At 71.6% G+C, this 20488-nt stretch carries 20 protein-coding genes and 3 pseudogenes; 11 read left to right on the top strand and 12 right to left on the bottom strand.

The genetic code is table 11. The features are described from left to right. Positions 1–12: 12 nt before the first annotated feature. The 6 genes from B277_RS20265 to B277_RS15905 are packed head-to-tail and all read right to left on the bottom strand — an operon-like array spanning position 13 to position 5339. The gene (locus tag B277_RS20265) at positions 13–414 is read right to left on the bottom strand and encodes a response regulator transcription factor (protein WP_007926251.1); all 402 of its coding nucleotides are present in this window, start codon (positions 412–414) and stop codon (positions 13–15) included. Then, complete coding sequence (locus B277_RS06025; protein WP_007926249.1) at positions 411–1886, bottom strand: sensor histidine kinase; 1476 nt, start codon at positions 1884–1886, stop codon at positions 411–413. The genes B277_RS20265 and B277_RS06025 overlap by 4 nt, the downstream gene beginning before the upstream one ends. Further along, positions 1886–2317 (bottom strand): hypothetical protein, encoded by a 432-nt coding sequence (locus B277_RS17385; protein ID WP_156811746.1) that lies wholly within the window; start codon positions 2315–2317, stop codon positions 1886–1888. Before B277_RS17385 ends, B277_RS06025 begins: the two co-directional genes overlap by 1 nt. A gap of 58 nt (positions 2318–2375) precedes the next feature. Continuing rightward, positions 2376–3698, bottom strand: coding sequence for a uracil-xanthine permease family protein (locus tag B277_RS06015; protein ID WP_007926243.1), 1323 nt, complete (start codon positions 3696–3698; stop codon positions 2376–2378). Between the two features lie 10 nt (positions 3699–3708). Further along, on the bottom strand, positions 3709–4365 hold the full coding sequence (locus B277_RS06010) for a hypothetical protein (RefSeq protein ID WP_051987907.1): 657 nt from the start codon (positions 4363–4365) through the stop codon (positions 3709–3711). After that, positions 4362–5339 (bottom strand): GNAT family N-acetyltransferase, encoded by a 978-nt coding sequence (locus tag B277_RS15905; RefSeq protein ID WP_007926234.1) that lies wholly within the window; start codon positions 5337–5339, stop codon positions 4362–4364. Before B277_RS15905 ends, B277_RS06010 begins: the two co-directional genes overlap by 4 nt. Positions 5340–5385: 46 nt before the next feature. Here B277_RS15905 and B277_RS06000 point away from each other — a divergent pair, with 46 nt between their 5' ends. The 6 genes and pseudogenes from B277_RS06000 (at position 5386) to B277_RS05980 (ending at position 11164) form a co-directional block, all read left to right on the top strand. Then, positions 5386–7968, top strand: a complete 2583-nt coding sequence (locus B277_RS06000; protein ID WP_007926233.1) for a DEAD/DEAH box helicase — start codon at positions 5386–5388, stop codon at positions 7966–7968. Positions 7969–7991: 23 nt separating this feature from the next. Next, positions 7992–8768: pseudogene (locus tag B277_RS18950) on the top strand (transporter substrate-binding domain-containing protein); the annotation flags it as partial. Between the two features lie 66 nt (positions 8769–8834). Next, the gene (locus tag B277_RS18945) at positions 8835–9458 is read left to right on the top strand and encodes an amino acid ABC transporter permease (RefSeq protein ID WP_238148020.1); all 624 of its coding nucleotides are present in this window, start codon (positions 8835–8837) and stop codon (positions 9456–9458) included. Continuing rightward, positions 9445–10246: pseudogene (locus tag B277_RS05990) on the top strand (amino acid ABC transporter ATP-binding protein). Before B277_RS18945 ends, B277_RS05990 begins: the two are co-directional and overlap by 14 nt. Further along, positions 10243–10527, top strand: coding sequence for a DUF4031 domain-containing protein (locus B277_RS18360; protein ID WP_040880909.1), 285 nt, complete (start codon positions 10243–10245; stop codon positions 10525–10527). The pseudogene B277_RS05990 and the gene B277_RS18360 overlap by 4 nt, the downstream one beginning before the upstream one ends. 109 nt (positions 10528–10636) lie before the next feature. Next, positions 10637–11164 (top strand): hypothetical protein, encoded by a 528-nt coding sequence (locus tag B277_RS05980; protein WP_007926229.1) that lies wholly within the window; start codon positions 10637–10639, stop codon positions 11162–11164. Positions 11165–11174: 10 nt separating this feature from the next. Here the strand turns inward: B277_RS05980 and B277_RS05975 are convergent, their stop codons facing one another. After that, the gene (locus B277_RS05975; RefSeq protein ID WP_007926228.1) at positions 11175–11834 is read right to left on the bottom strand and encodes an HD domain-containing protein; all 660 of its coding nucleotides are present in this window, start codon (positions 11832–11834) and stop codon (positions 11175–11177) included. A gap of 18 nt (positions 11835–11852) precedes the next feature. On the opposite strand from B277_RS05975, the gene B277_RS05970 reads away from it, so the two are divergent. Further along, positions 11853–13340 (top strand): purine-cytosine permease family protein, encoded by a 1488-nt coding sequence (locus tag B277_RS05970; protein ID WP_007926227.1) that lies wholly within the window; start codon positions 11853–11855, stop codon positions 13338–13340. Further along, a complete protein-coding gene (locus tag B277_RS05965; RefSeq protein WP_007926226.1) occupies positions 13337–13906 on the top strand; it encodes a cysteine hydrolase family protein in 570 nt (189 codons plus the stop codon). The genes B277_RS05970 and B277_RS05965 overlap by 4 nt, the downstream gene beginning before the upstream one ends. Here the strand turns inward: B277_RS05965 and B277_RS05960 are convergent. Together B277_RS05960 and B277_RS05955 are read right to left on the bottom strand one after the other, a co-directional pair. After that, on the bottom strand, positions 13893–14300 hold the full coding sequence (locus B277_RS05960; protein ID WP_007926225.1) for a VOC family protein: 408 nt from the start codon (positions 14298–14300) through the stop codon (positions 13893–13895). The genes B277_RS05965 and B277_RS05960 overlap by 14 nt on opposite strands. A 9-nt stretch (positions 14301–14309) precedes the next feature. Further along, a complete protein-coding gene (locus tag B277_RS05955; RefSeq protein ID WP_007926224.1) occupies positions 14310–15221 on the bottom strand; it encodes a LysR family transcriptional regulator ArgP in 912 nt (303 codons plus the stop codon). Between the two features lie 69 nt (positions 15222–15290). Here B277_RS05955 and B277_RS05950 point away from each other — a divergent pair, with 69 nt between their 5' ends. Continuing rightward, on the top strand, positions 15291–15881 hold the full coding sequence (locus tag B277_RS05950) for a LysE/ArgO family amino acid transporter (protein ID WP_007926223.1): 591 nt from the start codon (positions 15291–15293) through the stop codon (positions 15879–15881). 2 nt (positions 15882–15883) lie between these two features. Here the strand turns inward: B277_RS05950 and hflX are convergent, their stop codons facing one another. Both hflX and B277_RS05940 read right to left on the bottom strand, forming a co-directional pair. Then, entirely contained in the window at positions 15884–17383 is a 1500-nt protein-coding gene (hflX, locus tag B277_RS05945) for a GTPase HflX (protein ID WP_007926222.1), read from the bottom strand. A gap of 43 nt (positions 17384–17426) precedes the next feature. Continuing rightward, positions 17427–17738, bottom strand: coding sequence for a hypothetical protein (locus B277_RS05940; protein ID WP_156811745.1), 312 nt, complete (start codon positions 17736–17738; stop codon positions 17427–17429). A 205-nt stretch (positions 17739–17943) separates the two neighbouring features. Here B277_RS05940 and B277_RS19490 point away from each other — a divergent pair. After that, positions 17944–18414 (top strand): annotated as a pseudogene (locus B277_RS19490) (amino acid permease); the annotation flags it as partial. Between the two features lie 91 nt (positions 18415–18505). Continuing rightward, positions 18506–19315, top strand: coding sequence for an amino acid permease (locus tag B277_RS19485; RefSeq protein WP_274517171.1), 810 nt, complete (start codon positions 18506–18508; stop codon positions 19313–19315). Here the strand turns inward: B277_RS19485 and B277_RS05930 are convergent. Then, the gene (locus B277_RS05930; RefSeq protein ID WP_337590121.1) at positions 19285–20484 is read right to left on the bottom strand and encodes an alkaline phosphatase D family protein; all 1200 of its coding nucleotides are present in this window, start codon (positions 20482–20484) and stop codon (positions 19285–19287) included. The genes B277_RS19485 and B277_RS05930 overlap by 31 nt on opposite strands. Between the last annotated feature and the right edge of the window lie 4 nt (positions 20485–20488).

The raw sequence follows: 20488 nt of genomic DNA, 5'->3' as shown, positions 1-20488 counted from the left end.
TCGAGGCTGAGGTCACCGACGGTCAGGGCGGAGTCGTCGGCGGGGGCGGCGCCCCCCTTCGCGCAGTCGCAGTCGCACGCGGGCGAGCAGCTCGGCGAACTGGAAGGGCTTGGTCATGTAGTCGTTGGCCCCGCCCTCGAGCCCGGCGACGGTGTCGTCGACGCCGTCACGGGCGGTGAGGATGATGACGGGGACGTCGACACCGTCACCGCGCAGTCGCCGCAGCACCTCGAAGCCGTCGAGCCCGGGCAGGCCGACGTCGAGGATCAGCAGGTCGAAAGCGCCCGTGCCCGCGAGAGCCCAGGCCTGCCGACCGTCGGCGGTGATCGTCGTGCGGTGGCCGTTGGCCCGCAGCCCCTTGTCGATGAAGCTCGAGATCTCCGCGTGGTCCTCGGCGATGAGGATGCTGCTCATGGTGCCTCCTGCTCGTCCGGACCGGTGCGTCCGGTCTCGTCGTCCACGGGGAGCACGAGGGTGAAGACGGCTCCCTCGCCGGGGTGACCCCCGACGTCCACGCGCCCGCCGTGGCCCTCCGCGATGGCGCGCACGATGGCCAGCCCGAGGCCGGCCCCGCTGTGCCGGCGCCCGTCCGGGGGCTCACCGTGGGCGAAGCGCTGGAAGATCCGCTCCCGCTCGCCCTCCGGCACCCCCGGACCGGTGTCGGTGATCGAGACCCGCAGCACGCGCCCGAGCTCGGTGTCGTCGTCGACCTGCGAGCCGAGGATGATCGCGTCGCCCTCGACGGTGTGCTGCACCGCGTTTTGCGCCAGCTGGAGCACGGCCTGGGTGACCCGCTCGGCGTCGAGACGGGCGGTGCCCTCGGCGACCCGGCTGACCTGCCAGCGCCGCTCGGCCAGGGCCGAGATCTTCGCGTCGAGCGAGACCGTGAGCACCGACAGGTCGACATCGGCCGTCGGGCGGATGAAGTCGGGCCGGTCGGCCTTGGCGAGCGCCAGCAGGTCGGTGACGATCCGGCTCATCCGGTCGAGCTCCTGGGTGACGATGCGCATCGTCGCCGCACGCGACTGCGGGTCGTCGTCCATGAGCTCCAGGTGCCCGCGGATCACCGTGATCGGCGTCCGCAGCTCGTGGCCGGCGTCGTCGACGAAGCGCTGCTCGGCCCGGAAGGCCTCCTCGAGCCGGTCGAGCATCCGGTTGAAGGTCGCCGCCAGCCCGGACACGTCGTCGTCGCCGACGTCGATGCGACGGGTGAGGTCCTGCTCGGTGATCTCCTCGGCGGCCTCGTGGACGAGGCGCACCGGGCGCAGCAGCCGCCCGGCGACGAGCCACGAGACGACGCCGGCCAGGAGGAGGGCGACGAAGGAGACGAGGCCGAGGGTGCGCACGGTGCCGTCCGCCTCGGCGCGGGCCTCGTCGGTGAAGACGGCGACGAGCAGCATCGCGTCGTCGCCGCCGGGGACGTCGACGACCGTGCGGGCCCAGCGCATCTCGCCGGCCGCGGTGTCCGTCGTGCCCGAGGTGGAGCGCTCGGCCGCGGCGATGAGCTCCGGGTCGCGGGTCAGGTCGTACTCCGCGACGTCGGGGGTCCGTGGCCCCGGCGAGGTCGTGACGACGCCCGACTGCCCGACGTAGCCGACGATGACCTCGCCCTCCCCCGGGCGCTGCCGGGTGAGGTAGACGGTGAGGAGGCGCTCGGCCGAGGTGAAGGGCTTGGAGGTCTCGGGGTCGACGCCCTCCTGGGTGAAGGTGCGAAACTCCTCGATCTCCTGCGAGACATCGGCATTGGCCCGCTCGGTGACCGACAGGTGCAGGCTCTCGCGCACGATGATGACGACGCTCAGCAGGCTGACGAAGAGCACGAGCAGCATCCAGCCGACGATCGTGTCCCTCGCCAGCCGGGGACGGCGGCGGCGCTCAGCGCGCATCAGTCGTCGTCATCGTCGTCATCGTCGTCGTCGTCATCATCGTCGTCATCGTCGTCATCGTCGTACGAGGGCACCGGTGCCTGGGTGCGGGTGGTCAGCGTCGGCGGAGGCGGGGTCCACGTCGGGCGCGGTGTGGACGCCGGCGGGGTGGTGCGGCGGGGGGCCGAGGTCGAGCTCTTCGACGACGAGGAGGTCTTCGACGTCGTCGCCGAGCTGCTCTTCGACGTCGTCGACGAGCTCGAGGACGACCTCGTCGTCGACGTACCGCTCGGCTCGCTGGTCTCGCTCGTCAGCTGCAGCGGCCGCTCCTGCACCGGCGGCGGGTCGGAGGGCGCTGCCGCGACCCGGAAGCCGAACAGCACGAGCAGCGGCACGCACAGCAGTGCCACGAGCAGCAGGCCGTCCCGGCCGATCAGTCGTCCTGTCCCCATGGCAGTGGACCCTACGGACGGGGCATGACCCGCAGGTGAGGGCTGGATGAGGAGATCTTCATCCGTCGAGCGGCTCGAGCGGGTCCGGCACCGCGCGGGTCAGGAGGTTGACCCCTCGCATGACGTGGAAGCCGACGAGGGCGGCGACCGTCCCGAGCGCGATGCCCGCGAACTGCAGGTCGCCGACATTCCACGTGAAGTCGGCGATGCCGATGATCAGGGCCACGGCGGCGGTCATGAGGTTGATCGGGTTGCCGAAGTCGACCCCGGCCTCGACCCAGATCTTCGCGCCGAGCAGCCCGATCATCCCGTAGAGGACGACGCCCGCCCCGCCGAGCACACCCTGCGGGACGGTGGCGATCGCCTCGCCGAACTTCGGCGAGAAGGACAGCAGCAGGGCGACGGCCGCGGCGACCCAGTAGGCGGCGGTCGAGTACACGCGGGTCGCGGCCATGACGCCGATGTTTTCCGCGTAGGTCGTCGTGCCCGATCCACCGCCGGCACCCGCGAGGGTCGTCGCGAGCCCGTCGGCGATGAGCGCCCGCCCGGCGACGGGGTCGAGGTCCTCCCCCGTCATCGAGGCGACCGAGCGGATGTGCCCGACATTTTCCGCGACGAGCACGAGGACGACGGGGACGAAGAGGCCGGCCACCGCGAGGTCGATGTGCGGCGCGGTGAAGGTCGGCAGGCCCACCCAGTCGGCGGCCTCGACCTTGGTGAAGGCGACCTCGTCGCGCAGCAGCGCGGTGACGTAGCCGGCGGCGACACCGACAAGGATCGCGATGCGGGAGAAGAGGGTTCGCGTCGCGACGGTGACGAGGAGGATGACGACGACCGTCACGAGGGCGGTCACCGGCGAGAGGACGAACTTCTCCTTCGCGGTCGGCGCGAGGTTGAGCCCGATGAGCGCGACGATCGCGCCGGTGACGATCGGGGGCATGAGGGCCCGCAGCCACCGGTCGCCGGCGAGCTGCACGACGACCCCGACGAGCGCGAGGGCGAGGCCGGCCATGACGACGCCGCCGAGGGCGGTGGGCATGTCGTGGCTCTTCGACGCCGCGGCGAGCGGGGCGATGAAGGCGAAGGAGCTGCCGAGGTAGCTCGGGACCCGCCCGGCCGTGATGAGCAGGAAGAGCATCGTGCCGATGCCGCTGAAGAAGAGGGTCGTCGCCGGCGGGAGGCCGGTGATGAGCGGCACGAGGAAGGTCGCGCCGAACATCGCGACGACGTGCTGGGCGCCCAGACCGATCGTCCGCGGCCACGAGAGCCGCTCGCCGGGGAGGACGACCTCGCCGGGCCGGACCCCGCGGCCGTCGCCGTGGACTCGCCACCCCAGGCCGAAGGGGGGTCTGCTCGCGCTGTCGTGATCGGTCTGGGTCATGGCCCGAATGCTAGGTCCTGCGCCGCACCAGCTTCGACCACAGCCAGGGGGTGCGCGAGGGCGCCTCGACCTGCGCAGGCGGGGGTGGGCCCTCGTCGACGTCGTCGAAGAGGAGCGCGTGCCCCGGGACCTCGCCGCTGAGGGTCGTCGGGTCGATGCTCCAGCCGCGCGCGACCGCCATGACGGTCTCCTCGTTGACGTCGAGGACGACCTGGAATCGCGCCTCCTCGTCGGTGATCTCCTCGAGCACGGGGAGCCCGAGACCGGTCTCGGTGGGAGTGGACACCCCGGCCCAGACGAGCTCACCGCTCTCGCCCACGACCTCGACATGGCGCAGCAGTCGCCCGCGGTCCGCCAGGAGCCACCGGTGGGCCTCGACGACCCGGTGGCTCGCGAAGGCCTGGACACGGGTGCCGAGCAGCGCCGACAGCGAGGCGAGCCGGGTGGCCGAGATGTCCGCGAGATCGGAGCTGACCGCCAGGGTCCACCGACCGTCCACCCCGGGCACCGGCGGGAGCAGGCCGACCTCGTCGAAGGCCTCGGCGGCCTCGCCACCCGAGACGTTGCGCCCGCCGGTCAGGCCGAGGGCCTCGGCCACCTGCGCCTGCGAGCGGTCGAGGACCGCCAGCCAGGCGGTCTTGTACCCGAAGGGCTCGAGGTGGGTCACAACGAGCGCGCCATGATGACGCCGTCACGGTCGTCGCCGGGGGCCACCCGGACGCCTCCGGGCACCCGGCCGACCTCCGTGTAGCCGTAGCGGGTGTAGAACTCCCCGAGCCCGGTCCCGCCGCGGTAGTCGAGCGTCACGAGCTCGACCCCCGCCTCGCGGGCCGCGCGGTGCAGCCCCGCCATGAGGAGTGCGCCGTGGTTGGTCCCCCGACGGCCGGGGTCGGTCATGATCCGCTCGAGGTTGGCGGTGTGGGCCACCGTCGCGCCGGTGGGCCGGACGACGAAGCCGAAGCCGAGCAGGTCACCGAGCGGCGAGTTCAGCGCGACGCACCGCACCCCGCCGTCGCCGAGGCGCGCGATGTACCCGTCGAGGACGCGGGCGACCTCCCCTTCGCTCGCACCGGGCGCGAAGCCCACGGCGCCACCGGCGTCGTTGACCTCGACCCACATCCGCAGCATCGCCTCGCGCGCCCGTGCGGGGACCTTGTCGGCGATCCGCACGTAGGGCAGCTCGAGGACCTCCCACGCGTCGCCGTCGACGGTGTGGTCGAGCTCGGGCACGTGCACCATGCCCGCGGCCTCCGCGACGAAGCGGGTCGAGATGTCCTCGGGGGCGACCCGCAGCCGCAGCGGCAGGTCCGGCAGCCACTCGAGGCAGTACGCGACGACGAGCCGCAGCGCCCGCCCGGCGAGGGTGTCGCTCCCTTCGCCCTCGACGACGCGGATCGTCACCCGGATGAAGTCGGCGTGGGCACGCAGCCCGACGAAGCCCACCCGAGCGCCGACGCCGTCCTGCACGATCCAGGCTCCGTAACCGTGCTCGTCCCAGTGCTCGCGCCAGCCCCGCACGATCTGCGCGGGTCGCTCCGCGGAGACGGGCACGTCCATCAGCTCGGCCACGAGCTGCGCGTCGTCGTCGACGGGCGGCTGCAGCGAGAGGTCATCGGTGGTGATCGATCGTGGTGCAGTCACGGGACCCATGGTGACACCCGGATCGGCGCGCTGGGACGATGGCCAGATGAGTGAACCGCTGCACGTACCCGTCGGCACGGGACCCGACGACCTCTTCGAGCGGTTCACCCGGTGGGCGCAGGAGCGGGGCACCCCGCTCTACCCCCATCAGGAGGAGGCGCTCCTCGCGCTCCTGGGCGACGACCACGTCGTGCTCGCCACCCCCACCGGCTCCGGCAAGTCGCTCGTGGCGACCGGCGCCATCGCCCACGCGATGGCCAAGGACGAGGTCGCCTTCTACACCGCGCCGATCAAGGCGCTCGTGTCGGAGAAGTTCTTCGACCTCTGCGCGATCTTCGGTGCCGACAACGTCGGGATGCTCACCGGCGACGCCTCGGTCAACGCCGACGCGCCCGTCATCGTGTGCACCGCCGAGGTCCTCGCCAACCTCGCCCTGCGCGAAGGGAACGAGGCCGACGTCGGTCTCGTCGTCATGGACGAGTTCCACTACTACTCCGAGCCGGAGCGTGGCTGGGCCTGGCAGGTCCCCCTGCTCGAGCTGCCCCAGGCGCAGATGCTCCTCATGTCGGCGACCCTCGGCGACACCCGGGCCATCGAGACCGACCTCGCCGAGCGGACCGGCCGTGACGTCGTCGTCGTCGCGGACGCCGAGCGCCCAGTGCCGCTCACCTTCTCGTGGGCGCTCACCCCGATCCAGGAGACGATCGAGGAGATCATCGAGTGGCGCCGCGCGCCGGTCTACGTCGTCCACCAGACGCAGGCCAATGCCGCCGAGCACGCCCGCCTGCTGCAGACGCTCAAGCTCCTCGACGCGGACGAGAAGCAGGCCATCGCCGACCGGCTCGCCGGCTTCCGCTTCTCCGCGGGCTTCGGTCGCACCCTCGGCGCGATGCTGCGCCGCGGCGTCGGCGTGCACCACGCCGGCATGCTGCCGCGCTACCGCCGGCTCGTCGAGCAGCTCGCCCAGGCCGGCCTGCTCAAGGTCATCTGCGGCACCGACACCCTCGGTGTCGGCATCAACGTCCCGATCCGCACGGTGCTCTTCACCTCGCTGACGAAGTTCGACGGCTCCCGCCACCGCGTGCTCCGGGTCCGCGAGTTCCTCCAGATCGCCGGCCGGGCCGGCCGCGCCGGCTACGACACCGAGGGCTACGTCGTCGTCCAGGCCCCCGAGCACGTCATCGACAACCACCGTGCGCTGCTCAAGGCGGGCGACGACGAGAAGAAGCGCAAGAAGGTCCAGCGCAAGAAGCCGCCGGAGGGCTTCGTCGTGTGGACCGAGGAGACCTTCACCAAGCTGACGACGGCCACCCCCGAGACCCTGCGCTCGCGCATGAAGGTCGACAATTCCATGATCCTCAACGTCGTCGCCCGGCCGGGTGACCCGGTGGCGGCCCTCTCGCGCCTCACCCGCGACAACCACGAGGACGCGAAGGGGAGGGCTCGCCTCGCCCGACGGGCCATCCGTCTGGGGCGCAGCCTGCTCGACTCCGGGGTGCTCGAGCGGCTGCCCGCGCCGGACCCGACCGGCCGCACCGTGGCGCTCACCCTCGACCTGCCCCCGGACTTCGCGCTCAACCAGCCGCTCGCCCCCTTCGCGCTGGCAGCGCTCGACCTGCTCGACCCCGACTCCCCGACCCACGCCCTCGACGTCGTCTCGACGATCGAGGCGGTCCTCGAGGCGCCCTTCGCGATCCTCATGGCGCAGCAGCACGCCGCTCGCGGCGAGGCGGTCGCCGAGATGAAGGCGGACGGCATCGAGTACGAGGAGCGGATGCGGCTGCTCGACGAGATCACCTGGCCGCGGCCGCTCGCCGAGGAGCTGACCGCCGCCTTCGAGACCTACCGGCAGACCCACCCGTGGCTGCCGGAGGAGGCCCTCGTCCCGAAGTCCGTCGTGCGCCTCATGTGGGAGGAGGGCATGTCCTTCGCCGACTTCGTGCGCCGCTTCACCCTCGCCCCCCGCGAAGGACTCGTCCTGCGCTACCTCACCGACGCCTACCGCACGCTGACCCGCACCGTGCCCGAGAGCTACTCCTCGCCCGAGCTGGCCCAGATCGTCGAGTGGCTCGGCGAGACGGTCCGCCAGACCGACTCGTCGCTGCTCGACGAGTGGGAGGCTCTCTCCGACCCCGACGCGGCCGCCCGGCTCGCCGAAGGGCGGGAGGCCGCCGCCCCGCCGCGCCCGCTCACCGCGCGCACCGGCCCCTTCCGCACCATGGTCCGCGGCGCCCTGTGGCAGCGGGTCGAGCGGGCCGCGCGCGACGACCTGACCGCCCTCGCTGCCATCGAGCAGGCCGCGGCCGAGCTCGCCGACGACGACCGCTCCCCCGTCATGCGGTACGACGACTGGGACGTCGCCCTCGGCGACTACTGGGAGGAGCACGACCGGATCGGCACCGATCAGGACGCCCGGGGCCCGCACCACCTGCACGTCGAGGAGACGAGCGGCCCCGCCCCGGGACTCGACCCGGACGAGGCCCCGGACGTGCGGCTGTGGGAGGTCCGCCAGACGCTCGCCGACCCCGAGGGCGACGGCGACTGGGTCATCGAGGCCACGGTCGACCTCGACGCCTCCGACCGGGTCGGCGAGGCCGTCGTGCTCGCGACCGCCCTGCGCCGGCTGTGACCGCGGGCATATCCTGACGCCTGATGATCACCCTCCCCCGGCGCCTCGCGCAACTCCTCCTGGCCCTGGCCCTCGCGCTCGGCCCGGCACTCCTCGCCCCACCGTCGGCGTCCGCAGCACCGACCGAGCGCTCCGACACCACGGCGAGCAAGGTGCCCAACCCCCTGCGCGTCGGGACCGAAGGGGTGTACGCCCCCTTCTCCGTCAAGCAGGGCGACGACTTCACCGGCTTCGACGTCGAGGTGATCAAGGCGGTCGGCGAGCGGCTCGGTGTCGAGGTCGAGTTCGTCGGCACCCCGTGGGACTCAATGTTTGCCGCGCTGGGCGCCGGACGATTCGACATCGTCGCCAACCAGGTCAACGTCAACCCGGAGCGCGAGAAGCTCTACGACCTCTCCGACCCCTACGTCGACACCGCCGGCGTGCTCGTCGTCGCCGAGGACAACCCGGAGGGCATCACGCAGCTCTCGGACCTCAAGGGCAAGAAGGCCGCGGAAAACATCACGAGCAGCTGGGCCGAGGTGGCCGAGGAGCACGGCGCCGACGTCGTCGGCGTCGACGGCATGAACGAGGCGATGGCCAGCCTCAAGGAGGGCCGCGTCGACGCGATCGTCAACGACAAGCTCGCGGTGCGCAACTACATCGCGACCGCCCCCGACCCCGGGGTCAAGGTCGTCGCCGAGACCGATGACAAGGCGCAGTCCGTCTTCGCCGCCAAGAAGGGCTCCGGCTACATGCCGGAGATCAACAAGGCCTTGGCCGAGATGGAGGCGGACGGCACCACCCAGCAGATCTACGACAAGTACTTCAGCGCCGACAACGCCACCCCGAGCTCCTGGGACCTCGTCAAGACCAATGCCTGGCCCATGGCGTGGAAGGCCATCGCCGTCACCATCCCGCTGACCGCGATCTCCTTCGTCGTCGGGCTCGCGCTCGCCCTCGTCACGGCCATCGGTCGGATGTCGACGTCGGCGCTCCCCCGCGGTCTCGCGCGCGCCTACATCTCGGTCATCCGCGGCACACCGCTGCTCGTGCAGCTCTTCCTCATCTTCTACGCACTGCCGGAGATCGGGGTGGACTTCCCGCCCTTCGTCGCGGCGGTCATCGCCCTCTCGCTCAACGTCGGTGGCTACGCGGCCGAGATCATCCGCTCGGCGATCGAGTCGATCCCCCGCGGCCAGTGGGAGGCCGCGCAGACCATCGGCATGAGCCGCACGACCGCACTACGCAGGATCATCCTGCCGCAGGCGGCCCGCACGGCGATCCCGCCGTTGTCCAACACGCTGATCTCGCTGCTCAAGGACACCTCGCTCACGTCGATCATCCTCGTCGTCGAGCTGACCCAGGCGGCCCGCTTCGCGGCCGCCCCGACCTTCCAGTACATGCCGATGTTCGGCCTGGCCGCGCTCTACTACTGGATCATCTGCACGGTCCTCTCGCTCGTCCAGGACCGTGCCGAGGAGAGGTTCAGCCGCTATGTCGCAGCCTGAGGCAGGCACCCCCGCCGTCACCGTGCAGCACGTGCGCAAGAGCTTCGGTGACAAAGAGGTCCTGCAGGACATCTCCTTCGAGGTCGGCACCGGCGAGGTGAGCGTCGTCCTCGGCCCCTCGGGCTCGGGCAAGACGACGCTGCTGCGGGCGCTCGGCGGGCTCGAGCGGCCCGACTCCGGCGTCATCACCATCGGCGGCGCGAGCGTCGACTTCGCCGAGCTCACCCCGAGCCGGCGCGGCAGCCTCCCCCGGGGACAGCGTGCGCAGGTCGAGGCGCTCGGGGCGCAGAGCGGCTTCGTCTTCCAGGGCCACAACCTCTTCGCCCACAAGAGCGCCCTCGACAACATCACCGAGGGCCCGGTCGTCGTCCAGGGCGAGGACCCCGAGGCCGCGCGGGAGCGGGCCCGGACGCTCCTCGAGCAGGTCGGGCTGTCGGAGCACGCCGACAAGTACCCCTACCAGCTCTCCGGCGGCCAGCAGCAGCGCGTCGGCATCGCCCGGGCCCTCGCCCAGCGGCCGGCGGTCGTGCTCTTCGACGAGCCGACCTCCGCCCTCGACCCGGAGACCGTCGGCGAGGTGCTCGCCGTGATGCGCGACCTCGCCGAGGCCGGCTGGACGATGGTCGTCGTCACCCACGAGATCCGCTTCGCGCGCGAGGTCGCCGACGAGGTGCTCTTCATCGACGGCGGGCTCGTCGTCGAGCACGGGCCCCCCCGAGCGGGTCATCCTCGACCCGCAGCAGCCGCGCACGCAGGCCTTCCTCCAGCGGATCCTCGACCCGCTGTGATCCTCGTCGACCCACCCACGTGGCCCGGCTGGGGCCACACGTGGAGCCACCTCGTGTCGGACACCTCCCTGGCGGAGCTGCACGACTTCGCCGAGCGGGTGCGCCTGCCACGGCGCCTCTTCGACGAGGACCACTACGACGTGCCCGCCGAGCGCTACGACGAGGTCGTGGCCGCCGGCGCCCAGCCGGTCGCGGGGAGCGACCTGATCCGCCGCCTCATCCGCAGCGGGCTGCGGGTCACGCAGGCCGAGCGATCCGGGCGGTCTCCCGACGCAGGTTGACCCGCGCCGGTCCTCCGCGGCTCGTCAGGCGATCTCGCCACCGGCCTCCTACGCTGGGTGGCGCACCAACCCACTCATCGAGCACCGGACACAAGGGGACATCCAGCACATGAGCAAGCACCTGACCACCGCCCGATCCTGCGCGCTCGTCGCGATCGCCGCCCTCGGCCTGTCCGCCTGCGGCGGTATCGGCGACGGCGGCTCGACCGTGACGGTCACCGAGTCGTCGCAGGAGCAGAGCCAGACCTCCGAGCCCACGGACCAGAGCACCACGTCCGCACCGACCTTCACGCCGAGCACGACGGCCAGCTCCACGTCGAGCCCGACCTTTGGTTCGGGCGATGCGCCCAGCACCCCTCCCGCCGGGTCCACGCCGAACACCGACACCTCGAAGAAGATCGACGTCAACACGCTGACGCAGAAGGTCGAGGACCACGCCGAGGGCACGATCCCCTCCGACGTGACCCTGTCGTGCCAGGGGGGCATCGCGCTCGTCGCCGACGAGACGCAGAAGTGCTCGTGGATGGACTCCGACGGCAACGTCACCCGGCTGACCATCACCGTCGACTGGGCAGCGGTGGTCGGCGACAACATCCAGTACTACCTGTCGCTGGAGAACTCCGCCTACACGCCCTGACCGGAGGCCCTCACGGGCCACACCGGAGCCGGTCGAGCTCGCGTCGCAGGTTGACGCGGGCTCGACCGCTCCACCGCCGGTGCGCGTGGTCGGTGAGGTAGAGCCGCTCCCGGTCGACGAAGGGGGTGAGCACCGTCGCCCTCCCCCGTGCGTAGTCCGCGTCGGAGTAGTCGCCGTACTCGAGGCGCACCTGGTGGCAGTAGGCGTCGAAGCGCTCGGTCGGCGCGGCGAGCACCCACAGGTCGGCGTCGTGGAAGGCGCGGGCGGCCGCGTCGGTGCTGCTCATCTCGTGGGTCGCGCTGTCGCGCACCAGGGTCGCCACGTGCGCCACGCGCTCGGCCGGCAGGCCGAGCGCGGTGAGCCGCTCCTCGGCGAGCACCGCAGACGCCTCCTCGTTGGCCCCCGGCGGGGCCGCCGGGTCGTACACGGCGTCGTGGTACCAGGCAACCAGCCCTGCGAGGCGCCGTTCGAGGGCGGGGAGGTCACCCCCTTCGTGCAGCTCGTCGAGGGCCGCGAGGACCTCTGCCAGGTGGACGGCGTCGTGGTACGAGCGGTGGTCCTTGAGCCAGCGGTCGAGCAGGTCGGTGACCTCGGCAGCGACCCGCTCCGGCAGCGCGGTCGGGCACAGTGCGGTGACATCGGCGTGCCACCGGCTCCTCAGGGTCTCCACCTGTGCGATTCTGCCCGAATGAGCGCTGACTCCCTCGAGTCCGTCCGCCGCGCGGGCGTCGAGACCACCGGTATCGAGATCATCGACGAGGCGGATCGCACCGCCCGACCCGCTGACCTCTTCTGGCCGTGGTTCGCCGCCAACGTCTCGGTCTTCGGCATCTCCTACGGCAGCTTCGTCCTCGGCTTCGGCATCTCCTTCCTCCAGGCCCTCGTCGTCTCCCTCGTCGGCATCGTGGTCTCCTTCCTGCTGTGCGGGCTCGTCGCCGTCGCCGGCAAGCGCGGGTCGGCACCGACCATGGTCATCTCGCGGGCCGCCTTCGGCGTGCAGGGGCAAAAGCTCCCCGGCGTCGTCTCGTGGGTGGTCTCCATCGGCTGGGAGACCTTCCTCGCGATCATGGCGACGCTCGCCACGGCGACCGTCATGCGCGAGCTCGGCTGGGGCGGCGGCACGCCGACCAAGGTCGTCGCGATGCTCGTCGTCGCGGCCCTCATCGTCACCGCCTCCGTCGCGGGCTACCACCTGATCATGCGGCTGCAGTCGGTGCTCACCTGGCTCACCGGCATCGCGACCCTGCTCTACCTCGCCCTGACCGTGCGCCACATCGACTGGTCGGCGCTCACCGCGCTCGAAGGTGGCTCGACCCAGCAGGTCCTCGGCGCCCTCATCATGGTGATGACCGGCTTCGGGCTCGGGTGGATCAACATCGCCGCCGACTGGTCGCGCTACCAGAGCCGCCAGGCCCCCTCCGGCGCGATCGTCGCGTGGAACACCCTGGGCGGCGCCCTCGCCCCCGCCCTCCTCGTCGCCTACGGCATCGGCCTCGCCGGCTCGGACGAGGCCCTGAGCGCCGGCATCGCCGCCGACCCCGTCGGCACGCTCGCGACGATCCTGCCGACCTGGTACCTCGTGATCTTCGGCGTCGCGGCGGTCCTCGCACTCGTCTCCGGTGCCGTGCTCGGCATCTACTCCTCCGGCCTGACGCTGCTCAGCCTCGGCGTGCGCATCCCCCGCCCCGCGGCTGCCGGTCTCGACGGGCTGCTGCTTACCCTCGGCACGATCTACGTCGTCTTCTTCGCCGAAAACTTCCTCGGGCCCTTCCAGTCCTTCCTCATCACCCTCGGCGTGCCGCTCGCGGCGTGGGCCGGCATCTTCCTCTCCGACCTCGCGCTGCGCCGCCGTGACTACGACGAGGAGGCCCTCTTCGACGCCCGCGGTCGCTACGGGTCGATCGACTGGACCTCCGTCGGCACGATGGTGCTCACCTCGGTCATCGGCTGGGGACTGGTCACCAACGCCATGCCGGACTCGACGTGGAACAACTGGCAGGGCTATCTGCTCAAGGCCTTCATGGGCACCGAGCTCGTCGAGGACCCGGCGGGCAACTACTGGGCCGGCGACTGGTCCTACGCCAACCTCGGCGTCATCGTCGCCCTCGTGCTCGCCTTCGTCATCACCTGGGTCGCGCGCCGGGGCACCGTGCGCCGCCAGGAGGAGCAGGCATGAGCGAGCTGCCCGACCTCTCCGACGCCTGGCTCGTCGTCATCGACCCCCAGCGGGTCTTCGCCGACCGCGGCTCCGAGTGGGGGTCGCCCATGTTTGACGACGCGCTCGGCCCGATCAAGAGCCTGCGCTCGGGCTTCGGAGCGGACCGCACGCTGGTGACCCGGTGGGTGCCGGGCGCCGATCGTCCGGGCTCGTGGGGGCCCTACTTCGAGCGCTGGTCCTTCGCCGACCGACCGGCGACCGACCCGCTCTTCGACCTCGTCTCCCCGGCCAACGGCTGGAGCAGCCGGGGCACGGTCGACGTGTCGACCTTCGGCAAGTGGGGCGAGGGCATCACCCGCACGACCGGCGAGACGCCCACCCTCGTGCTGGCGGGCGTCTCGACCGACTGCTGCGTCATCTCCACCGCGCTCCCCGCCGCTGACGCTGGCGCCACCGTCGTGGTGGCCGCCGATGCCTGCGCCGGCTCCAGCGAGGACAGCCACGCCGCGGCGCTGCAGGTCATGGGGCTCTACGCGCCCCAGATCGTCGTCGCGACGAGCTCGGACGTGCTCAGCTCCCGCTGATGTTGACCATCCACGGGATGCCGTAGCGGTCGGTGAAGGAGCCGTACTCGTCGCCCCACATCTGCATCTCGAGGGGCATCTCGATCTGGGCCCCGGCGGTGAGCCCGGCCCAGTAGCTGCGCACCTGCTCGGTGTCGTCACCGCTGATGCTGACCGTCACCGAGGTGCCGAGGGTGCGGGCCATCCCGGGCGGGGTGTCGCTGGCGAAGATCGTGTAGCCGGCCTCGGTGACGAGGCTGGCGTGCATGACCTGGTCGGCGATCTCGCCGGCATCGGGCATGCTGTCGCCGAAGGTGTGGACGAGCAGCTCACCGCCGAGCACCGACTGGTAGAACTCCATCGCCTCGCGGGCGTTGCCGTCGAAGTTGAGGTACGGGTTGAGTTTCGATGCCATGGCCCGACGCTAGGCCTGCGCACCGACAACCGGAAGACCTGCGGCCCCCCGCACCGGACGCAGCCTCCGGGCCGCGTCGTGCACCGCGTCGGTGAGCCGCGCGATGCGTGGGGTGGCCAGGGTCCAGACCTGCCAGTGCAGCGGCACGTCGCGGTGCTCCCGGCGGCGCAGCAGCACGAGGCGGCCGGTGTCGAGGTCGTCCTCGAGCTGGGCCTCGGGGACCATCGCCCAGCCGAGCCCGGCCCGCACCGCCGCGACGAAGCCCTCGGAGGAGGGCACCTGCGAGGTCGGCGGCGGCGCACCCACCCCGAGGTCGCGCAGCACCCCGAGCTGCAGGTCGTCCTTGGCGTTGAAGCGCAGCACCGGCATCGCCGACCAGTCGTACCCGCGGCCCCGGGCGAAGCGCTCCGCCAGCTGCGGAGCGGCCACCGGGAGGTACCGCATCGCGCCGAGCGGCTCGGTGCGGCAGCCTGACACCGGTACGGGGTTGGCCGTCACGGCCCCGACCACCCCACCCCGACGCAGGTGGTCAGCGCTGTACTCCTCGTCCTCGACCTCGAGCTGCAGCCGGGTGCCCTCCCAGCCCGCGGCCGCCCCGAGCACCGGCGCGAACCACGTCGCGAGGGAGTCGGCGTTGACCGCGACCGGCAGCGCGACGGGGGCGTCACTCCCTTCGCCCAGCGCGGCACGCGCCTCGTCCTCGAGCAGGACCATCTGGCGGGCCGTGCGCACGAGCGTCTCCCCCGCAGCCGTAGCACGGCAGGGGGCGGTGCGCTGGACGAGCACCCGGCCGGCATCGCGCTCGAGCGCCTTGATCCGCTGGCTCACCGCCGAGGGGGTCACGTGGAGCACGCCGGCGGCGGCGTCGAAGGTCCCGGTGTCGATGACGGCGAGCAGCGCTCGCAGCTGATCGAGCTGCATGAAGCAATGCTAATGATCCCCAAGGATCTTTCGCTGGGCTTGCTCGCCACGTCCACCTAGCGTTGCCCCGTGCTCACCACTGCCCTCGCCGGTCTGCTCACCGGCCTCACGCTCATCGTCGCCATCGGTGCGCAAAATGCCTTCGTCCTGCGCCAGGGCATCCGTCGTGAGCACCTGCTGCCGGTCGTGGCGATCTGCATCGCCGCGGACGCCACGCTCATCGCCCTCGGCACGGGTGGGGTCGGGGCGCTCGTGAGCAGCCACCCCGGGCTGGTGCGCGTCGTCACGTGGGTCGGCGCCGCCTACCTCGTCGGCTACGGCCTGCTCGCCCTGCGTCGCGCCACCCGCCCCACTGGTCTCGGGGCGACCGCACCCGCCTCCAGGGGGTCCGTGGTCGCGACGACCCTCGCGATCACCTTCCTCAACCCCCACGTCTACCTCGACACCGTCCTCATGCTCGGGTCGATCGCCAACGGCTTCGAGGACGAGCGGTGGGCCTTCGCCGGCGGCGCCGTGGTCGGCAGCACGGTGTGGTTCACCGGCCTCGCCCTCGGCGCCCGGGCGCTGGCCCGACCGCTGGCGAGCCCGCGGACGTGGCGCGTCCTCGACGCCGTCATCGGCGTGACGATGATCGGGCTGGGCGTGCTGCTCGCCCTCTGAGGTCAGCCGGCGGCGGCGAAGGGGGTGAGCTCGGCCGCGAGGTCACCGTGCACCCGTGCCCGGAGGTGGGTGCCCTCGGCGACGTGCTCCTCGGCGAGGATCTCGGCCTCGTCGTGCAGTCGGCTGACGAGGTCACCGCGCGCATACGGCACGAGCACCTCGACGTCGATGTCCGGTCGGGGCAGCTCCTCCGCGACGAGGTCGAGCAGCTCGGGGATGCCCTGGCCCGTGCGCGCCGAGACGGCGACGGAGTAGCGCTCGTTGCGCAGGATCCGGTCGACGACCTCGGGGTCGGCCGCATCCGCCTTGTTGATGACGACGACCTCCTTGACGTCGGTCGCGTCGACGTCGGCGAGGACGCTGCGGACGGCGGAGATCTGCCCCTCGGGGTCGGGGTGCGAGCCGTCGACGACGTGCAGCAGCAGGTCGGCGTCGCCGACCTCCTCGAGCGTCGAGCGGAAGGCCTCGACGAGCTGCTCGGGCAGGTGGCGGACGAAGCCGACGGTGTCCGCGAGGGTGAACTCGCGCCCGTCGGCGGTCTCGGAGCGCCGCACCGTCGTGTCGAGGGTCGCGAAGAGCTGGTTGTCGACGAGCACGCCCGCGTGGGTCAGCCGGTTGAGCAGGGTGGACTTGCCGGCATTGGTGTAGCCGGCGATGACGACCGACGGCGTGCCGTTGTGCCGGCGGGAGGAGCGGCTCGTGTCGCGGTGGGTCTTCATCCCCGCGATGTCGCGCTTGAGCTTGGCGATGCGCGAGTTGATCCGGCGACGGTCCAGCTCGATCTTCGTCTCACCCGGGCCACGCGAGCCCATGCCCTGACCGCCGGCGGCCTGACCGCCGGCCTGCCGGGACATCGACTCACCCCAACCGCGCAGACGCGGCAGGAGATAGGTCAGCTGGGCCAGCTCGACCTGCGCGCGACCCTCGCGCGAGGTCGCGTGCTGGGCGAAGATGTCGAGGATCAGCGCCGTGCGGTCGATGACCTTGACCTTGACGACGTCCTCGAGGGCGCGCCGCTGGCTCGGGCTGAGCTCGTCGTCGCAGACGACGGTGTCGGCCCCCTCCGCCACGACGATGTCGCGCAGCTCGAGGGCCTTGCCCGAGCCGAGGTAGGTGCCCGGGTCGGGGTTCTGCCGGCGCTGGAGGACACCGGCCAGCACCTCCGAGCCGGCCGTCTCGGCGAGCGCGGCGAGCTCTCGCAGCGAGTTTTCGGCGTCCTCGACCCGGCCGTCGGTCCACACCGCGGCGAGGACGACCCGCTCGAGCCGCAGCTGGCGGTACTCGACCTCGGTGATGTCCTCGAGCTCGGTGGACAGGCCCTGGACACGGCGAAGGGCGGAGCGCTCCTCGCGGTCGAGCTGCTCGCCGTCGTAGTCGCTCCTGTCGACGAAGCCGTCGTCGTCGGCGAGCGCCTGGGCGCGTCGGGAGAGGACCCGGTCGATGGTCGGGTTGATGGTGATGTCGTCGCCGCCGTCGTGGGCGCTGCGCAGTGGTTCTGTCATGTTCTCCTCAGGATCTCACCCTGCAACGCCCGCAGGCCAGCCATTAGTCCTCGTCGCCCTCCACCGCATCGGTGAAGGCCCGGGCGAAGGCGCCTTCGACGACCACGTCGATGCCCCCTTCGCCCCGGCGGATCACGACGCTCATCGACCCGTCCGCGGCACGGTGGTACTCGGGTGGCGACGGCATCTCGTCGGGGCGGTGCAGACGCACGAGGACGGACCGCGGGTGCGGTGGGCCCTCCGGCACCGGCTTGTCGAGCAGCGCGTCGAGGTGGGTGCCCGACCATCTGCGGCCACTCCTTCTCCGGTGCCCGGGCCGCAGCAGCCGCGAGGTTGTGCAGGCCGAAGACCTCACCGTCGTCGGCCTCGAGGTACCCCGCGTTGGCCCCCGGGTGGTGGTGGAGTCGGACGGCGTCGCCGGCTGAAGATCCCCACACCGACATCCTGCCACCGGTGCCGCGGCACCCCCGGCGAGCGCGTAGGGTCTCCAGCCGTGTCCGACTCCCCCACCACCGTCCCCGAGCACGAGCACCTCGACCGCGGGCTGAACCCCCCGCCACGTGCAGTTCATCGCGCTCGGCACCGCCATCGGCACCGGCCTCTTCTACGGATCGTCCGAGACCATCCAGGCCGCCGGCCCCGCCGTCCTCGTCGCCTACGCCGTCGCCGGCTTCATGGTCTACGTCGTCATGCGGGCCCTCGGTGAGATGGCCGTGCGCCACCCCGTCGCAGGGTCCTTCGCCCAGTACGCAGGCTCCTTCCTCGGCCCGTACGCGGGCTTCATCGTCGGCTGGGTCTTCTGGCTCGAGCTGGCCGTCGTCGCCATCGCCGACATGACGGCCGTCGCGACGTACATGGGGCTGTGGTTCCCCGGGGTCCCCGGCTGGGTGTGGATGGCGGCGGCGATCGCCCTCATCGGGGCGCTCAACCTCATGGCGGTGCGGGTCTTCGGGGAGATGGAGTTCTGGTTCTCCCTCATCAAGGTGACGGCGATCATCGCCCTCGTCGTCGGTGGACTCGCGCTCATCCTCTGGGGACGCGAGGTCGGCGGCACGACCCCGGACTTCGCCCACCTGTGGAGCCACGACGGCTTCGCCCCCCTTCGGCCTGTGGGGCATCATCATGAGCTTCAGCGTCGTCGTCTTCTCATTCGGCGGCATCGAGACGCTCGGGATGACGGCCGGCGAGGCCGACGACCCGGAGCACTCCATCGCGCGCGCGGTCAACACCGTGCCCTTCCGCATCCTGCTCTTCTACGTCGCGGCGCTCGCGGTGATCATGTCGATCATCCCGTGGGACGAGGTCACCGGTGAGTCCTCCCCCTTCGTCGAGGTCTTCGCCGCGCTCCAGGTGCCGGCGGCGCAGCACGTGATGAACTTCGTCGTCCTCACAGCCGCCCTGTCCGCGATGAACGCGATCTTCTACGCCTGCTCCCGGACGATGTACGGCCTCGCCGAGCAGGGGCACGCCCCGCGCTCCTTCCTCCACCTGTCCCCGCGGGCGCACATCCCGATCTACCCGGTCGTGTGCATGTTTGCCGCAGGCGGAGTCGGCCTCGTGCTCTTCCTCGTCATCGAGGACCGGCTCTTCTTCTTCGTCGCCGCGATCGCCTCCTTCGCCACGGTCTTCACCTGGCTGATGATCCTGCTGGCGCACCTGCGGATGCGCGCCCGCATGGCGCGCGAGGGTGCCCGGCCCGGCGGCTTCGCGATGCCCTTCTTCCCCGTGCTCAACCTCATCGCGATGACCTTCATGGTCGGCGTCATCGTCCTGCTCGCGACGACCGAGGACGGACGCAATGCCTTCCTCGTCGGTGCGGGGGCGCTCGTGCTGCTGACGATCGCGTGGTTCGCCCTCGTGCGCGGCGAAGGGCGGCGCCCGATCGTCCTCGAGGACGCCGGTCAGCGCTCCGGCGACAGCTCCCGCGTGTAGAGCACCGTCCCCTGCGCGTCGCGCAGGGTGACGGTCAGCGTGCCGTCGTCGGCGATGTCGGCGTGACCGAAGAACTGGTTGCCGCCCCGCGGCGACTGGTTGGGGTGATCGGCGCTCTTGACGAAGTCGACCCGGGGGCCGAAGGTGCCGTCCATCTCGTTGGGCCCGAAGGTGCCCGCGTTGATCGGCCCGGCGACGAACTCCCAGAAGGGCGCGAAGTCGGTGAAGGCCGCTCGCTCAGGGCTGTAGTGGTGGGCGGCGCAGTAGTGCACGTCGGCGGTGATCCACACGACTCCGGGCACGTGCTTGATCTCACGCAGCAGCCAGGCCAGCTCGATCTCCTTGCCGAGCGGCGCACCATCGTCGGCATTGGCGAGGGACTCCTGGGCATCGCCGTCGGGCACGACGATGCCGAGCGGCAGGTCGGCCGAGATGACCTTCCACGTCGCGGTGGAACGCTTGAGCTCACGGGCGAGCCAGCGGACCTGCTCGTCGCCGATGAGGCTGGTGCGGCGCTGCTCGAGACCCGGGGTGTTGGGGTCCTTGAAGGTGCGCATGTCGAGGCAGAAGACGTCGAGGTGCCTACCACGCGAGACCCTGCGGTGAATGCGCTGCCCGTCGCGTCGGTCCTGACCGTTGCTGATCGGCTGCCACTCCCACCACGCGCGCTTGGCGTAGCGCGCGAGGACGTCGACGCGCCGCTCGCGGTCGTACCGGGGGTCCTCGAGGACCTCGCCCGGGTACCAGTTGTTCGTCGTCTCGTGGTCGTCCCACTGGGCGATCACGGGGACGTCGGCGTACATGGCGCGCAGGTTGCCGTCGAGGTGGTTGTAGCGGTGACGCCCGCGAAACTCGGCGAGGGTCTGGGCAACGTCAGACACCTCGGGGATCACGAGATTGCGCCACACCTGCCCGTCGGGCACGGTGACGCTCGCCTCGATCGGCCCGTCGGCGTAGATCGTGTCGCCGCAGTGGATGAAGAAGTCCGGGCGCGTCGCGTGCATGGCGCGGTAGGCGACGTACCCGCCGAGGTCCGGGTTGATCCCCCAGCCCTGCCCGGCGGTGTCACCGGTCCAGACGAAGGACTGGCTCCCCCGGCCCCGGTCGGCCGTGGTGAAGCTCAGGTCGGCGCTCTCGCCGCGGCGGCCGTGCTCGTCCTCGAAGGCCACCTCG

This window comes from Janibacter hoylei PVAS-1, assembly GCF_000297495.1.
Classification (GTDB): Bacteria; Actinomycetota; Actinomycetes; order Actinomycetales; family Dermatophilaceae; genus Janibacter; species Janibacter hoylei.
The sequence above is the reverse complement of the archived record's forward strand: the minus strand, read 5'-3'. Positions and strand labels throughout refer to the sequence as shown.

Excerpts from the sequence above, each read along its gene's own strand:
- B277_RS20265 (WP_007926251.1), bottom strand. The coding sequence starts at position 414 with ATGAGCAGCATCCTCATCGCCGAGGACCACGCGGAGATCTCGAGCTTC.
- B277_RS06025 (WP_007926249.1), bottom strand. The coding sequence starts at position 1,886 with ATGCGCGCTGAGCGCCGCCGCCGTCCCCGGCTGGCGAGGGACACGATC.
- B277_RS17385 (WP_156811746.1), bottom strand. The coding sequence starts at position 2,317 with ATGGGGACAGGACGACTGATCGGCCGGGACGGCCTGCTGCTCGTGGCA.
- B277_RS06015 (WP_007926243.1), bottom strand. The coding sequence starts at position 3,698 with ATGACCCAGACCGATCACGACAGCGCGAGCAGACCCCCCTTCGGCCTG.
- B277_RS06000 (WP_007926233.1), top strand. The coding sequence starts at position 5,386 with ATGAGTGAACCGCTGCACGTACCCGTCGGCACGGGACCCGACGACCTC.
- B277_RS18945 (WP_238148020.1), top strand. The coding sequence starts at position 8,835 with ATGGCGTGGAAGGCCATCGCCGTCACCATCCCGCTGACCGCGATCTCC.
- B277_RS05980 (WP_007926229.1), top strand. The coding sequence starts at position 10,637 with ATGAGCAAGCACCTGACCACCGCCCGATCCTGCGCGCTCGTCGCGATC.
- B277_RS05970 (WP_007926227.1), top strand. The coding sequence starts at position 11,853 with ATGAGCGCTGACTCCCTCGAGTCCGTCCGCCGCGCGGGCGTCGAGACC.
- B277_RS05965 (WP_007926226.1), top strand. The coding sequence starts at position 13,337 with ATGAGCGAGCTGCCCGACCTCTCCGACGCCTGGCTCGTCGTCATCGAC.
- B277_RS05960 (WP_007926225.1), bottom strand. The coding sequence starts at position 14,300 with ATGGCATCGAAACTCAACCCGTACCTCAACTTCGACGGCAACGCCCGC.
- B277_RS05955 (WP_007926224.1), bottom strand. The coding sequence starts at position 15,221 with ATGCAGCTCGATCAGCTGCGAGCGCTGCTCGCCGTCATCGACACCGGG.
- hflX (WP_007926222.1), bottom strand. The coding sequence starts at position 17,383 with ATGACAGAACCACTGCGCAGCGCCCACGACGGCGGCGACGACATCACC.
- B277_RS19485 (WP_274517171.1), top strand. The coding sequence starts at position 18,506 with ATGAGCTTCAGCGTCGTCGTCTTCTCATTCGGCGGCATCGAGACGCTC.